This is a genomic window from Micromonospora tarensis (assembly GCF_016803395.1).
Classification (GTDB): Bacteria; Actinomycetota; Actinomycetes; order Mycobacteriales; family Micromonosporaceae; genus Micromonospora; species Micromonospora tarensis.
Map to the genome: position 1 here is coordinate 1 of NZ_JAEVHL010000021.1, position 12614 is coordinate 12614.

A 12614-nucleotide genomic window follows, 5' to 3' on the forward strand; every position below is an offset into this window, starting at 1 on the left:
GTCGCCACCCGCTACGACAAGACCGCGACCTCGTTCCAGGCCACCGTCACCATCGCCGCGCTACTCCAATGGCTGTGAACCTTTGAAGACACGGCCTAGACGCGCCGCTGCCGACCCGCTCGATGTTTCGGCAACCCTCACGACGCAGGAGGGAGCAGCATGAAGACCCGGACCATCGAACCGCTGTGGACGGCTGAGGACGTCTGGACCTTCCTCGGCGTGCCGGTGAGCACCCTCTATCAGTGGCGGTACCGACGTCTTGGTCCGCGTGCCCGGAAGGTCGGCCGTCACCTACGGTACGACCCGGCCGATGTGCGGGCGTGGTTGGACGAGACGGCAGATCGATGAGCGTGGTCAAGCGCCCGAACGGGAAGTGGCGTGCCGGTACCGGGATGTTGCCGGCAAGGAGCACGCTCGGCACTTTGACCGCAAGGTCGACGCTGATCGGTGGCACGCCTCGATGAAGACGGCGCTTGCCCGTGGTGAGTGGGTCGATCCGGCTCTCGCGCGGGTCACCGTTGGCGACTGGGCTGCCCGGTGGTTCGCCAATCAGGTGCAGCTCAAGCCATCGACTCGCCAGCGGTACGGCAGTCTGCTGCGGAGGCAGGTGCTTCCGGTGTGGGAACGCGTCCCGCTTTCGGCAGTCACGCACGCCGACGTTGGCGAGTGGGTGCGCCGCATGACGCAGGCCGGTCTTGCGCCGTCCACCGTCCGGCAAGCCCACCGGGTGTTCTCGCTGCTGCTGGCTCTGGCGGTGCGGGATGGCCGGTTGACTCGCAACGTCGCGGCAGGTGTGCGGCTGCCTCGGGTCGGACGCTCTGAGAAGGTGTTCCTGACGCACAGCCAGGTGGCCGAGCTGGCGGAAGCCGCAGAGCCGCACGGGCTGATCATCCGGGTACTGGCGTACACCGGGCTGCGCTGGGGCGAACTAGCCGCGCTTCGGGTTCGTCGGGTGGACCTGGTGAAGCGCCGGCTGCTGGTCGCGGAGTCGGTGACCGAGGTCAACGGTCGGGCGGTGTTCGGTACGCCGAAGACGCACCAACGGCGGTCGGTGCCGCTCCCCCGGTTCCTGGTCGAGCCGATCGCCGCGCAGATCACCGGCCGTGCCGGTGACGAGCTGGTGTTCACGTCCCCGGCCGGCGAGGTGCTGCGTAACAACAACTTCCGTCGCCGGGTCTTCGATCGGGCTGCGGAGTCGATCGGCCTCGCCGGCTTGACGCCGCACGAGCTGCGGCACACTGCCGCCAGTCTCGCGGTGGCCGAGGGCGCCAACGTGAAGGCGGTGCAGCGGATGCTCGGGCACGCCTCGGCGGCCATGACGCTGGACGTATACGCGGACCTGTTCGAGGACGACCTGAACCAGGTGGCGGACCGCCTCGACCGGGCGGCGGGTCGTGCTGCTGCGGACTCAGTGCGGACTAAGGGCGTCGGTCCGGACCTCGACGCCGTTCGTTCGGGCTCCGGGCGACATGACTGACCAGGGTGTTTCCGTGGTGGGGCGGGCGGGACTCGAACCCGCGACCGAGGGATTATGAGAACTTCCCCTCTTAGCGCTATGGCGGCCTGCGTATTCGCACCTCGCCGGTAGTCGACTGAGGGCGAATCCTCCGGTCATGGCTACAGCGCTAATCGTCCGCGACGTACACGCCGCTCCCCGCCCGGCCAACCGTCAACCCCCGGTCGCGTGTCAGCTCCAGGGCGCGCTGGATCGTCGACACGCTCACCGAGTACAGCTCGGCCAGCTCCCGCAGCGTGGGCAGCCGAGACCCCGCCGGGTACTCCCTGGCGCGGATACGGTCGGACAGGTCGTCGGCGATCTGCCGCGACGACATGGGTATGGGCATGCTGATGTGACTCTCCCTGGCTGGCACGGGGAGTCGACCACACCGCCGCGCCAGGCTCAAGCGCTGCTTGCACATTGCGCACTGTGTGACCTAGCTTGAGCAGCGGGTGAACCGTCCCTGGCTGGCGCCGGGTCGTGACGCCCAGCCGGGCGGGGGGCTGGCACTGGTCCCCCCGGATCTCGTCGACTCCCCCGCCCGGTCCCCTTCCACCGCGAGGAAGGCCGGGGCGATGAGCGATCCCCACCAGCACACCTGGCCGGGCGGCCGATGCCCCGACGGTCAGACCGTGCACCGCCCGGACCCGCTGCCCGACCCGCTGCCGCCGCGCGACCTGAGGCGCGCCCGCCTCGCCGCCGCCCTGGTCGCCGTCGTGGTCCTGGCCGGCGTGGTGATCGGGGTGCTGCGGTGACCCCCGCCCCCGGCACGGTGGTTCTCGTTGGCGCGGCGTGCAGCGTCCAGTTCAGCGGCAACCGCGAACTGCGTGTGCGGGTCGCCAGCGTCGACGGGCGGACGAACTACCCGGGGTGGATCTGGCTGACTGGGTACGTGCTCGGGCCGAGGGGGCAGGCGGTCGACAAGCGGGAGCTGTACGTCCAGTCGGCCGGGCTGAAGGTGCTGCAACTTCCTGAAGTCACGGTGGCCGCGCCGGGCCGCCGGCCGAGGGTGCCGGCCCGGAAATGACCCAACGACGAAGCCCCCGACCGGATCGGTCGGGGGCTTCTCCGCGTCGGAGCTACTGCTCGCCAGCCTTCCGCTTCCGGATGAATTCAGCCACGGCCGCCGGCGTGACGTAGCGGTAGCCGCTCTCTGCCCGGTACCAGTCCTTGCCCTGCTCACCGAACTTCCCGGCGTCGATCCGGCGTCGGATGGTGTCGATGCTGTCCGGGTAGCCGGCGGCCTGGATCCGGTCCGTCGCCTGTTGCGCGCTAAGCCACTCGGAAGCCACGCCCACCCTCTCCGTCGGTCCTCGCAACTGTGGCGAGTCTCCCGATGATCGCAGACGCGGCGGCGCGAGCGCAGTACCGGTAGCTGGCGACATGCCCAGAGGGTAGCAACATTGGCAACTCTGGCAACTCTATGACATGCTCATCGGCATGACGATCGACAACGCCGCAGCGCTGCTCGACTTCGCTGAACGGCACCGCACCGCAGTGCTTATCGGCGGCGGTCTGGTCGTCGGCGTGCTCCTCGTGCTGGCCCGGGTCTGCCGCCACCAGAAAGGCCGCAGCGCCGCCCTGACGTTCGCCGCCGCCGCCGTGGCCCTGGGCTTCTCCGCCGAGGGCATGTGGGAGGTCGCCACCAAGGCGCTGCACCTGGGCCCCGAGATGGCGATCTTGCTGTTCGCGTTCGCCGAGATCCTGATGCTGTCCGAGGCCGGTCAGGCACGGAAGAAGATCTCCGAGGAGCGGAGCCCGACCCGGCACATCCGCGCGGTCTGGGTCATCGCCATCGTCGCCGGCCTCGCCGCCGCCAGCCACGCCGACAACCTGTCCGGCCAGGTCATCCGGGCGTTCATGCCGATGGCCGTCGCCTGGCAGTGGTCGTCGCGGATCCTGGACGACCTGCCCGAGACCGTCCGGGAAGAGTCCCGCTGGATCTGGACGCCGCGTCGGATCGGCATCCACCTCGGGCTGCTCAAGCCCGGCGCGGTCGACGACCTCGCCGAGGTGTTCCGGCAGCGGCGCATCACCGCGCTCGTCAACGCAGGGGTGAAGCTGTACGCCGAGCAGCAGGCCGCGAAGCTGCACGCCGGCACCAAGCCGGACGGCCGGTCGTGGTGGCCGCGCCGGGACCGGCTCGCCGTGGCGACCGCGAAGCTCCAGCGGCTGGCGAAGACCGCCGACAAGGCGGACATCGCCGCCGCGCGGGCGCAGCTCCGGCTGACGTTCAGCATCGAGCAGCAGTTGTTCCGCCGCGACGACCTGGACGAGCGTGGCCGGCAGACCCTCGACGACGTCCGGCTCATCATGCGCGACGCCACCGAGCGGGTCCGGGCAGTCCAACCGCCGGCCAGCTTGGTGGACCAGATCCGGTCCAACGACCTGGTCCAGATGCGGCCCGAGATCGCGGACCAAATCTGGACCAGGGCCGTGGACCAGCACTGGTCCAGCGGGCGGACCAACGGAGCGGACCAGTCGCGGACCAACCCGAGCGCGGTGGACCAGCCTCCGGCCAGTAAGTCCGTGCCGGCCACCCGAGCCACCGCAGAGCGACGGACTACCGCCCGGGTGGACCGCGACAAGCCCGTCAGCCCGGCCCCTGGCGCGGACGTTCCGCCGAAGGTGCGGGAGATGGCGAAGGCGCTGGCGAAGAAGTACCGGGGCGAGATCCCGGCCCGCGCGGAGGTCATGCGCGTCATGGGCTGGACATCGGCGGACTACGCCGGGAAGGCCATCAACTTGGTCCGTGCCGAGCGGGCCGCGAACACCACCAAGGAGAGCTGACCATGCCCAGCCGCCCCGGCCCGCGCCACCACTACTTCGTCGCGTTCCGCACCGGAAACAGCGTCGGCAACACCGAGGTCTTCCTGGCCCAGCCGATCCGGGGCCTGGTTGACATCACCGAGATCCAGAACGTGCTGCGCCGGTCCATGCCGGGCGCTGTCATCACCGGCTGGCAGCGGTTCGAGTCCGCCTGACCCACCCAAGCCGCGGGGCCCGGCCAAACCTCCAAGCCGGACCGGGCCCCGCACTCACTCCCGAAGGAGAGCACCCATCATGCCAACCCACCTCGTGCGCGGTCACGTGCCGCCCGACTCCCCGCTTCGCCGGCTCGCCGGTCGCACGGTCACCACGCCCGTCGAGGGCCTGGCCCAGCTCGCCGGCCGGGTCGACGAGCTGCGCCGGCTCGGCGCGGAGCCGATCGTCATGGCCGCCCCCCGGAGCATCCCGTGGACGCCCATCGCGTTCACCCTGGCCGGTGGCGTCCTGGTCGCGGTGGCCGCCGCCATCGAGGCGATCCTCACCGGCCACACCGCCACCGCCTGGATCGCCGCGTGCGCCATGGTGCTGCTCGGCGTCGCCTTGTTCCCGGTCCTCACCCAGCAGGAGATGGACCAGGAGGTGAACCACTGATGGGCGCCGCGTTCGCGATCTGCGTCATCACCCTGGTCGCACTCCTGGCCTGGGTCGCACACCTCAAGAACAAGCGGATGACGGCGGTACTGCTGGTCGTCCTGGCCGGCGCGCTCATCGGGAACGCCCCGGGCAACGTGGGCGACGTCGGGCAGACACTCTCCGACTTCGTCTACGACATCCCCACGAACGTGTCCGAGATCGTGGACGGCTCATGAGGCCGATCGAGAGCGTGCTGTTGGTCGGGGCTGCCGGGGTGATCGCGCTGCGGTCCCCGGCGGCCCGGACCTACGCCGGCACCGCGCTGTCGAAGGCCGGTCGGGTCGCGAAGCCGGCCGCCGTCCGCGCCCGCCACCTGGCCGGGGCCGGGTACGGCACGGCGAAGACGCGGCTGAAGCACGCGCGAACGGGCGGGGCGGCGGTCGGCTGTCCGAAGCCGGGGTGCGACTGGACGCAGGCGAGGCCGTCGGCCGCCGAGATGCTGGAGCACCTGCGCGGCGAGCACGGCCCCAGCCCCGGGCCGACCACGACGCCGACGGAGCCGGGACCCGCACCGGCCCGCAGGTTGCGGCCGGTGGACAACCGGCCCGCCGAGGAGATCACCGAACTGGTGCCGGGCGTGCTGATCGGTCGCCAGATCGAACAGGTAATCGACAAGATTGGATTGCACATGGATGAGTTCCGGGCCGTGACCAGGGCACTCAATGCCGCTGGCGAGGTCGAACCGAAGAGCCTGCTCGCGCTGCTCGACGCGTGCAGCGGGGTCCTCACCACACTGGCCGGCGCAGCCAACATGATCACCGACATTGCGGAGCACGCCGACATCAACATGCACGTCGACCTGCGCGGCGTCGCCGGACTGTACGAGGCGGCGAGCGGGGTGATGGCCGAGAGCGAGACCGTGCGCCGCGCGATGAAGCGCATCCAGGACCTGTACGCCGAGGAGATCGAGGTCGAGCGCAAGCGCGACGACGGCAAGGTCCGGCCGCTCAACCCGAAGGTCGTCAACGCGGCCTGAACCGCACCCGGGGTCGGGGCGGCACTTCCCCGCCGCCCGGACCCTCACCTGATCGGAAGGAGAACGTGGTGGTCCGCCGCATGAACCCGCGATACATCAGCCACGACCAGCCGGCGGCCACCGTCGCGCCGCCTCAACCGCGCGGACAGGAGCCGCCCTCGCCGTCGCGGATGCGCCGTTGGCTGCGCCGGCACCGCTGGCAGTTGGTTCCCGTGCACGTGGCCACCAGCACGTACGCCATCGCCGCGGTCGCCGACCAGGCACCGACAGTCGGGTACGGCACGCTGGCCGTGGCCGGGCTTGGCGCTCTCGCCTGGGCGCAGCGCCTGACCGACGATGAGCGCACCTACGGCCGGCTGGTCGTGGCCGGTGCCGCCGGGTGGACGCTGCTCGCCGACGCGGTCGGCCCGTGGTCGATCGGCTCGGCCGTCCTCTGGGCCGCCGGCCTGTGGGTCGGCGGCAAGCCGTGGTGGTCGAGCCACCGGGTCCGGGGCCGCATCCGCGTCGACGGCCTGGTCGAGGCGTGGCCGGACTGGTCAACCCGGGCCAACCTCGGCGGGGTTCGGGTGGCGTCGGCCACGGCCGGGCGGGTCCACGACCGGCTGCGCCTGGAGCTGCGGCGCGGCCAGCAGCGCGCCCGCCTCCTGGTCGAGCACCTGGAAGACCTGGCCAGCGTGCGGGGCATCGCCCCGTGGCGGCTGCGGATCGACCCGCAGATCACCGCGAAGGACCCCGGCCTGGTCGACCTGCTGATCACGCACACCGACCCGTGGCGCGACGAACACGGCCGCCCGGTCGACCTGCCGCACCCGGCCACGGTCGACCTCGACGCGTGGTGCCAGCCGGCGCGGATGGCCGACCCGATCCCCTACGGGGTGGAAGCCGGGGCCGACCTCGCCAGCGTGGCGCTACGCAACGAGCAGGGCGGCCGGTTCATCGCCATCGCCAGCAAGAAGGGCGGCGGGAAGACCGTCCTCCTACACGACCTGATGGCCGGTCTGTGCAAGATGGAAGACGTCGACATCGCGATGGTCGACTGCAAGGAGCAGGGCAAGGCGTCGCGGCCGTGGGCGCCGCGTCTGATCCGCCGGGCCACCACCCCCGCCGAGGCGCTGGCGCTGCTGGCGTGGGCGGCGGCGGAGAACGACCGGCGCGGGTCGGAGAGCCCCGACCCGGTACTGAAGCCGACCCGCACGCGTCGGGCCCTGGTCGTCATCGTGGATGAGTACGGTGCGCTGGCCCTGGGCGACGACCGGGTGATGGAGCAGGTCGAAGTTCTCGCCCGGAAGATCCGGTCGGCGTCGGGTGGGCTAGTCCTGGCCGACCAGCGACCGGACTCGTCGACGTGGACGGGTGCGTTGCGCGGCCAACTCGACGAGGTGATCGTTGGGCGGTTGGAGAACCGGCGCGACGCAAAGGCGATCCTCCCCTCGCTGGACGGGCTGGACCCGACGGAGTTCGAGTTGCCGGGGCAGATGGTCCAGCAGGCGGGCAAGAAGGGCCGGCAGGTCGAGTCGCGGACGTGGCACCTGGAGCAGCCGTCGGACATCGAGGCGCTGGTCGAGGCGTGTCGGGATCGGTGGCCGGATAACCCCATCACCTCAAGATCAACTAAGGAGAGCACCGTGGAGCAGCCACTCCCCCAACGAGGGCAGGGCGCCCAGTCGGTCCGCGAGCAGATCCGCGCCGGGCTCGACGCCATCAGCAGCCAGGACTACTCCGGGGTGCCGGACCTCAGCGTCGACGAACTGCGCCAGCGCGCCCAGACCGTCGCCCCGCCGGAGCCGACCGCCGAGGAGCGGAGCCTGGACGAGCGGATCTACGCCGCGATCAAGGAAAAGCCCGAGGGCGTTGCCATGGGCGATCTTGTTGAGATGATCAAGGAACCACGCTCAACAGTGCAGGTCAGATGCTCTGCCCTGAGGCGACAGGGGAGGGTCCGAACCGACCCGCCCAGAGGACGCCACGCCCGCTGGTACATCACGGTGAGTGACCAGCCGGCAATGTCCAATGCCTAATGCCTAAGCCGCCCAGCCTGCCGAAAACGGGGAGGCGTGTGCGCGCGGGCGCGCGAGACATTGGGCATTAGGCATTACGCACAGCAACGCAGAAGCGCCCCCGCCCGGCCGGAGCCGAGCGGGGGCGCTCTGTCGTGGCGCTATGAATGCGACATCAGGACAGCGGTCAGCGGCGCAGCAGGCGCGACACGGTAGCCGGGGCGTACACCCGGCCTCGGGCCAGCGCCGCCACGACCAGCGGACCGGCCACGGCCACCACACCGAGGATCGCCGCCTGCTGGTCGTCGGAAACCGGCAGGCCGAACGCCACGAGCAGCGCCAGGACGGCGGTGACAGCGGCAGTGAGCGCGCCGACGGTGAACAGGGGCTCGGTCGCCGAGTCCTGCGGGGGGATCTGGGACATGCTGTTCCTCCTGGGTACGGTCGATGGGTGCAGCTGTACGAGCAGACGCCGGACGGCATCGCTGAGGTGCCCCGCCCCTGTCCGGTTGGGCACACGGAGACGGCCCCCGCGTGGGGGGCGTGCAAGGCGGATCAGTGTTGGAAGATGGGCCGTCAGTGGCGGTGCCAGCGGCCTGGGTGTGGGCTCGTGACGCAGCACGAGCACGAGTGCCGAGCTACAGGTGGCGGCCGTTGATCGTGCCGCCCGGATCGCGGACCATCGCCCGCAACTGCTCCACCTCGACACCAGGGCTGAGGATCGCCGAACGCCACGTCCGCAGCGTCGCCACCGCAGCGTCGATCTCCCCGGTCAACTCCCGCATCTGCTGACGGGCCTGAGCAGCCTCAGCGCGGGCAGCCACAGCCTCCCGCTCCGCCTCCGCCGTGCGCTCCTGCAACTCGTTAACCTGCTTCAACGCGCTGTCGGTGAGCAGGGACACCGCGTCCGCCCGGGTCTTCGGTCGGGCCAGGATCCCCGCGATGAGGGTGGTCACGACGCCCGCCAGCCCCCCGCCGCCTACGGCCGCCGCGAGCAGTGCCCACAAGTTCGTCACGCTTCACTCTCCGCTGCCTGTCGTACCGCCCGGATGCCCAACCACACCTGCCAGCCGCGCCACCCCGACGCGACGGACCAGCCGAGGAAGAACGCAACGGCGAACCCGGCCGCGGGGACCTGGGAGGACAGCAACGCCAGCCCGTACAGCAGCGGCGCCGCCGTTTGTCCGTGCATGGCGGCCAGCTCCAGCACCAACGCCCGGTACGTGTTGGGTAGGGCGATGCTGATCAGGCCGATGGCGCCGGAGCCGAGCAGCAGCAGGTACCACGTCCACAGCAGCCACGGTGGGAAGAGCTGCTCGACGGTGGTGGGTGGTTTCGCGCCGGCGACGAACGCGGCACCGCCACCGGCGGACAGAACCAGGAACATCACCTCGTGCGGACGGTGCCTTCCCGTGACGACGACGATGGTCGGCACCGGTTACTCGGCCAGGCGGGCGGTCAGCTCGTCGACGACCTGCTGCGCCATCGTGGGCGGGATCGCGGCGGCAATAGCCTCCGGGGTGAGCGACGCCAGCACGCCCGCCACGATGGCCGGCTCGTCGGTGAAGTCCCGGCCGGACAGGGCGGCCAGCGCGGCGAGGATTGCCTTCCGGTCGGCCTGGCCCTCCCGCACCCACTTCTGCAACTCGATGTTCTCGCCCCCGGACGCCTTCGCCTGGCCGTTCAAGGCGCGGTAGACGTAGTCCCTGAGCCAGGCGGCGTCCGTCTCGACCCGCTTCAGCCGGGCCAGCTCGTCGGTGGTCAGCGCCATGTCGTCCCCCTTCGTGGCCACGGCGGGCCAGCTCGCGGTGTTCTCGTCGTCGGCCGCCCACCCCGAGGCGTGGACGTGGTCGGTGTGCTGGTCGGAGCCGGTGTACCGGACCTTCTTCCACCCGTTGGACCGCGACCAGATGTAGCCGTTCCAGATCACGTAGAAGAGCCGGGCACGGGCTCGCGGGTCGGCCACCAGGCGGGCGACCAGGGCGTCGGCGTCGGCCTTGGTGAACGCCTTGCCGAGCATGATGTCGATGGCCCGGTGCTCCGGGCGGCCGTCCGGGTCGGACTGGGCTGCCTTGCTGCCCGAGGTGTCGTCCTCGTTGTGATCCGACGCCCGGGACTGGTGCGCCGTGTCGCCGACGCCGTAGACCACCACGCCCGGCCACTGGCGTTTGACGTCGGCGGTCAGTGCCTGCATGTTCGCTGCGCGGGTCACAGCAGACCCACCCAGAGCACATTCATCGACGACTGCTCCTCTGCTGAGACGACAGTGTTCAGGTTGGCGCCGGTGGTCTGCTGCGCCATCAGCTCCACGTAATCGCCGACGTCGAGCGGGACCAGCTCGGTGCGCGCCGGCATGCGCGTGGTGTTGCCGTTGACGGGATTCAGGAGTACGTCCGTCCCGGCGACGTTGCTGCCGTTGATCGCCCACCGGAGCAACCGAATGCCCGTCGACACGTTGCCGAAGGACACACCTCCGCTCGCCTGGTACCAGCCCGGGTAGCGGGCCGTATACCTGCTCGTGTTGGTCGAGGTCGAATGCCCGCCGATCCCATCGACGTCCGTGTCCACGGTCTCGGCGGTGAACGTGATCGGCGTCAGGACGCTGGTCGTCAGCGTCTGGATAGCGATCTGGCGCAGCTTCGCCCGAGGCGGGTTCATGAGGAACTTGATCGGGTCGCGCACGTACGCGTTGAGGTTGGTCGAGTTCAGCGCGTCGACGCCGTTGGTCCAGGCCGTCTTGGTCTCAGGTATGGCAGGCAAGGGCCCTCCCTCAGTAGGCGATGATCGCGGCGTTGGAGACCAGGTCCCCGACGACCGGGCAGGCCGGCGGCGAGCCCGGGAGCGGCCCGAGCAGCGGGGACGTGTTCAGCTCCAGGATTCGCCACCGGTGCGGGCCGATGACGTGCCGGAACCCCTGGACGATCAGGTGCGGCACATCCTCCGGGCTGCCCGCCGGCAGGTCGGTGAGCTGGATCCGGTCACCCACGCGCAGCTTGAGCAGCGCCTTCCGGTCGGCGATGGTCCGCTTGAGCAGGTTGATCCGCAGCAGGGGACAGCGGGTCCGCGGTTCACCGAACGCGGCGAGGGTCCACGACGTCCAGTTGGCCGGGTCCGCGTCGACGGCGGTGTCGAGAGTGACCGTTCGGGCCAGCACCCCGTACCGGGCGCGCAACGGTTCGCTGATGCGACGGGCAGTGCCGCCGTCGACCCGGGACGCGACCGCGTCCGTGGCCGGCTTGTCCGGCCGGTACCGGATCCCACCGCGCATGATCCACCCGAAGGGGATGCTCATGGTGGCAGGCTGGTTGTAGCGGCGGCCCCGCGGCACCAGCGTGATCCGCCCCTGCGGGGTGGTCATCAGGATGTCCTGGCCGGTCGTTGCCGCGTCCTGCATGGCCTGCGACGGGGTGACGCCGGCCAGTTTCGCCATCTGCATCGGTGTAGACGCCTCGGCGGGCAGTTCCAGCTCGGGCGCGGCACCCCGGCGAACGCGGCGAGGGTCGCGATCCGTTCGGCGACGGTCTGCCGGTGCAACCCCCGGTAGCCGTGGGCGTACTGGGCCAGGTGCTGGGCTCGGGTCAGCGTTGCCGATCCTGTCCCTACGCGCACCTGGATGTGGCCGATCCCGCCCTCCCACAGCGACGCCATCGAGAGCCGGGTCAGCGTCGTCGCGGTCGGTGCGGCTAGCAAGATGCCGGTGAGGGCGGGCGACGAACCGCACCACAACTCAATCGCCCAGGTCGCTAGGTTTACCCGCGCCGTCACCAGCCGCCAGGTCTCCCGCTCAAGCTGGCGTCCCGCGCTGATGACGGTGTCGGTAACGTCGCTCCAGCGAATCGCCAGGCCAGTAGTGGAATGGTTCTCGATCGACACCCCGATGCCGAGGGCGTCGCGCAGGTCCAGGACGTTGGAGCGAAACGTGGTGCTGTCCTCGGCGTGATCGGGGTACAGCCACACGGACACGGTGATGGTGTCGGCGGTGGTCACGGGGACGCTGACCGGTGTTTCCAGGCGCGCCCGAGCCAGGTAGAGGCCAGCGTCGGAGATTGGCACCCACCGCGCGTAGGACTGGTCATCGCCGGGCGGGCCGGGTAGGGAGTTGGCCTGAATCAGGTCGGCGGGTTCGGCGGCCACGGAAGTGTCGAAGCCGACGACCACGCGTCGCAGTGTGTTCACCGTGTCGCTGGACATGTGCGGGTAGGTGTCGTCCAGGGGGAAGTGCAGCACCATCGGGCCGCCGTACGCCCTGACGTGCTCGGCGAGGGTGCCCGCGAACGGCGGCGCGCCGTCGAGGCGTCCCAGCCGGTCCACCGCGCTGATCGAGCACGGCTGGTCGAGGTTCGGCGAGTTGACCTGCACGTCAGGGATCTCCAGGAAGCCGGTGGCGAGGTCGATCTCCTCGCCACCGACGGTTTCCGTCACGCGGACCCGGCGACCCTGCTCCCAGGTGCCGTAGTACGGGGAGGACGGGTTGCGCGGGTTGAGCCACCCGTCGCCGTTCTTCAGCGTCCCGGCGATTCGGGTGGGCTCGACGTCCTGGACCTCGGTCTGGCGGCCGACGTCGATCGTGAGGGGCCCGCCGCCGTCCCCGTAGAGGATGCGGTCGGTGATGTCCGTCCACACGCCGGGGGTGACGAGCCCTTCGACCTTCAGCGCGATTTGCGGCTCCGGCAACGCGGCC

19 protein-coding genes are annotated in these 12614 nt (G+C 70.5%); 10 read left to right on the forward strand and 9 right to left on the reverse strand.

The annotated features are described in order from the left end of the window. Positions 1 to 159 precede the first annotated feature (159 nt). Complete coding sequence (locus JM949_RS07465) at positions 160 to 348, forward strand: helix-turn-helix transcriptional regulator (protein WP_203147701.1); 189 nt, start codon at positions 160 to 162, stop codon at positions 346 to 348. Positions 349 to 460: 112 nt separating this feature from the next. After that, positions 461 to 1477: a tyrosine-type recombinase/integrase gene (locus JM949_RS07470; RefSeq protein ID WP_203147702.1), complete on the forward strand. Its 1017-nt coding sequence runs from the start codon at positions 461 to 463 to the stop codon at positions 1475 to 1477. Between the two features lie 148 nt (positions 1478 to 1625). On the opposite strand, the gene JM949_RS07475 is transcribed toward JM949_RS07470, so the two are convergent. Continuing rightward, a complete protein-coding gene (locus JM949_RS07475) occupies positions 1626 to 1844 on the reverse strand; it encodes a GntR family transcriptional regulator (protein WP_203147703.1) in 219 nt (72 codons plus the stop codon). Positions 1845 to 2073: 229 nt separating this feature from the next. On the opposite strand from JM949_RS07475, the gene JM949_RS07480 reads away from it, so the two are divergent. Further along, complete coding sequence (locus JM949_RS07480) at positions 2074 to 2253, forward strand: hypothetical protein (protein ID WP_203147704.1); 180 nt, start codon at positions 2074 to 2076, stop codon at positions 2251 to 2253. Beyond that, the gene (locus tag JM949_RS07485) at positions 2250 to 2525 is read left to right on the forward strand and encodes a hypothetical protein (protein WP_203147705.1); all 276 of its coding nucleotides are present in this window, start codon (positions 2250 to 2252) and stop codon (positions 2523 to 2525) included. The genes JM949_RS07480 and JM949_RS07485 overlap by 4 nt, the downstream gene beginning before the upstream one ends. Positions 2526 to 2577: 52 nt before the next feature. Here the strand turns inward: JM949_RS07485 and JM949_RS07490 are convergent, their stop codons facing one another. Then, entirely contained in the window at positions 2578 to 2790 is a 213-nt protein-coding gene (locus JM949_RS07490) for a hypothetical protein (protein ID WP_203147706.1), read from the reverse strand. Positions 2791 to 2938: 148 nt separating this feature from the next. On the opposite strand from JM949_RS07490, the gene JM949_RS07495 reads away from it, so the two are divergent. The 6 genes from JM949_RS07495 to JM949_RS07520 all read left to right on the forward strand — a co-directional run bounded on the left by JM949_RS07495 (position 2939) and on the right by JM949_RS07520 (position 7954). Further along, positions 2939 to 4288, forward strand: coding sequence for a hypothetical protein (locus tag JM949_RS07495; RefSeq protein ID WP_203147707.1), 1350 nt, complete (start codon positions 2939 to 2941; stop codon positions 4286 to 4288). A gap of 2 nt (positions 4289 to 4290) precedes the next feature. Next, complete coding sequence (locus JM949_RS07500) at positions 4291 to 4482, forward strand: hypothetical protein (RefSeq protein WP_203147708.1); 192 nt, start codon at positions 4291 to 4293, stop codon at positions 4480 to 4482. Positions 4483 to 4561: 79 nt separating this feature from the next. Continuing rightward, complete coding sequence (locus JM949_RS07505) at positions 4562 to 4918, forward strand: hypothetical protein (protein ID WP_203147709.1); 357 nt, start codon at positions 4562 to 4564, stop codon at positions 4916 to 4918. After that, the gene (locus JM949_RS07510; RefSeq protein WP_203147710.1) at positions 4918 to 5136 is read left to right on the forward strand and encodes a hypothetical protein; all 219 of its coding nucleotides are present in this window, start codon (positions 4918 to 4920) and stop codon (positions 5134 to 5136) included. Before JM949_RS07505 ends, JM949_RS07510 begins: the two co-directional genes overlap by 1 nt. Beyond that, on the forward strand, positions 5133 to 5936 hold the full coding sequence (locus JM949_RS07515; RefSeq protein WP_203147711.1) for a hypothetical protein: 804 nt from the start codon (positions 5133 to 5135) through the stop codon (positions 5934 to 5936). Before JM949_RS07510 ends, JM949_RS07515 begins: the two co-directional genes overlap by 4 nt. Positions 5937 to 6004: 68 nt before the next feature. Beyond that, complete coding sequence (locus JM949_RS07520) at positions 6005 to 7954, forward strand: hypothetical protein (protein ID WP_203147712.1); 1950 nt, start codon at positions 6005 to 6007, stop codon at positions 7952 to 7954. Between the two features lie 166 nt (positions 7955 to 8120). Here JM949_RS07520 and JM949_RS07525 read toward each other — a convergent pair whose 3' ends face one another. From JM949_RS07525 to JM949_RS07555, 7 genes are all read right to left on the reverse strand, one after another. Further along, positions 8121 to 8357 carry a hypothetical protein gene (locus JM949_RS07525; protein ID WP_203147713.1) on the reverse strand — a complete coding sequence of 79 codons (237 nt, stop codon included), beginning with the start codon at positions 8355 to 8357 and terminating at the stop codon, positions 8121 to 8123. Between the two features lie 214 nt (positions 8358 to 8571). Continuing rightward, positions 8572 to 8949, reverse strand: a complete 378-nt coding sequence (locus tag JM949_RS07530; protein WP_203147714.1) for a hypothetical protein — start codon at positions 8947 to 8949, stop codon at positions 8572 to 8574. Further along, the gene (locus tag JM949_RS07535; RefSeq protein WP_238432749.1) at positions 8946 to 9320 is read right to left on the reverse strand and encodes a hypothetical protein; all 375 of its coding nucleotides are present in this window, start codon (positions 9318 to 9320) and stop codon (positions 8946 to 8948) included. Before JM949_RS07535 ends, JM949_RS07530 begins: the two co-directional genes overlap by 4 nt. Before the next feature lie 51 nt (positions 9321 to 9371). Beyond that, positions 9372 to 10145 (reverse strand): hypothetical protein, encoded by a 774-nt coding sequence (locus JM949_RS07540; protein WP_203147716.1) that lies wholly within the window; start codon positions 10143 to 10145, stop codon positions 9372 to 9374. Further along, positions 10142 to 10693: a hypothetical protein gene (locus JM949_RS07545; protein ID WP_203147717.1), complete on the reverse strand. Its 552-nt coding sequence runs from the start codon at positions 10691 to 10693 to the stop codon at positions 10142 to 10144. Before JM949_RS07545 ends, JM949_RS07540 begins: the two co-directional genes overlap by 4 nt. A gap of 10 nt (positions 10694 to 10703) precedes the next feature. Beyond that, complete coding sequence (locus JM949_RS07550) at positions 10704 to 11363, reverse strand: hypothetical protein (RefSeq protein WP_203147718.1); 660 nt, start codon at positions 11361 to 11363, stop codon at positions 10704 to 10706. Further along, the gene (locus JM949_RS07555) at positions 11291 to 12607 is read right to left on the reverse strand and encodes a hypothetical protein (RefSeq protein WP_203147719.1); all 1317 of its coding nucleotides are present in this window, start codon (positions 12605 to 12607) and stop codon (positions 11291 to 11293) included. Before JM949_RS07555 ends, JM949_RS07550 begins: the two co-directional genes overlap by 73 nt. Positions 12608 to 12614: the final 7 nt, after the last annotated feature.

Excerpts from the sequence above, each read along its gene's own strand:
- JM949_RS07465 (WP_203147701.1), top strand. The coding sequence starts at position 160 with ATGAAGACCCGGACCATCGAACCGCTGTGGACGGCTGAGGACGTCTGG.
- JM949_RS07470 (WP_203147702.1), top strand. The coding sequence starts at position 461 with ATGAAGACGGCGCTTGCCCGTGGTGAGTGGGTCGATCCGGCTCTCGCG.
- JM949_RS07475 (WP_203147703.1), bottom strand. The coding sequence starts at position 1,844 with ATGCCCATACCCATGTCGTCGCGGCAGATCGCCGACGACCTGTCCGAC.
- JM949_RS07480 (WP_203147704.1), top strand. The coding sequence starts at position 2,074 with ATGAGCGATCCCCACCAGCACACCTGGCCGGGCGGCCGATGCCCCGAC.
- JM949_RS07495 (WP_203147707.1), top strand. The coding sequence starts at position 2,939 with ATGACGATCGACAACGCCGCAGCGCTGCTCGACTTCGCTGAACGGCAC.
- JM949_RS07500 (WP_203147708.1), top strand. The coding sequence starts at position 4,291 with ATGCCCAGCCGCCCCGGCCCGCGCCACCACTACTTCGTCGCGTTCCGC.
- JM949_RS07505 (WP_203147709.1), top strand. The coding sequence starts at position 4,562 with ATGCCAACCCACCTCGTGCGCGGTCACGTGCCGCCCGACTCCCCGCTT.
- JM949_RS07510 (WP_203147710.1), top strand. The coding sequence starts at position 4,918 with ATGGGCGCCGCGTTCGCGATCTGCGTCATCACCCTGGTCGCACTCCTG.
- JM949_RS07515 (WP_203147711.1), top strand. The coding sequence starts at position 5,133 with ATGAGGCCGATCGAGAGCGTGCTGTTGGTCGGGGCTGCCGGGGTGATC.
- JM949_RS07525 (WP_203147713.1), bottom strand. The coding sequence starts at position 8,357 with ATGTCCCAGATCCCCCCGCAGGACTCGGCGACCGAGCCCCTGTTCACC.
- JM949_RS07535 (WP_238432749.1), bottom strand. The coding sequence starts at position 9,320 with ATGTTCCTGGTTCTGTCCGCCGGTGGCGGTGCCGCGTTCGTCGCCGGC.
- JM949_RS07550 (WP_203147718.1), bottom strand. The coding sequence starts at position 11,363 with ATGGCGAAACTGGCCGGCGTCACCCCGTCGCAGGCCATGCAGGACGCG.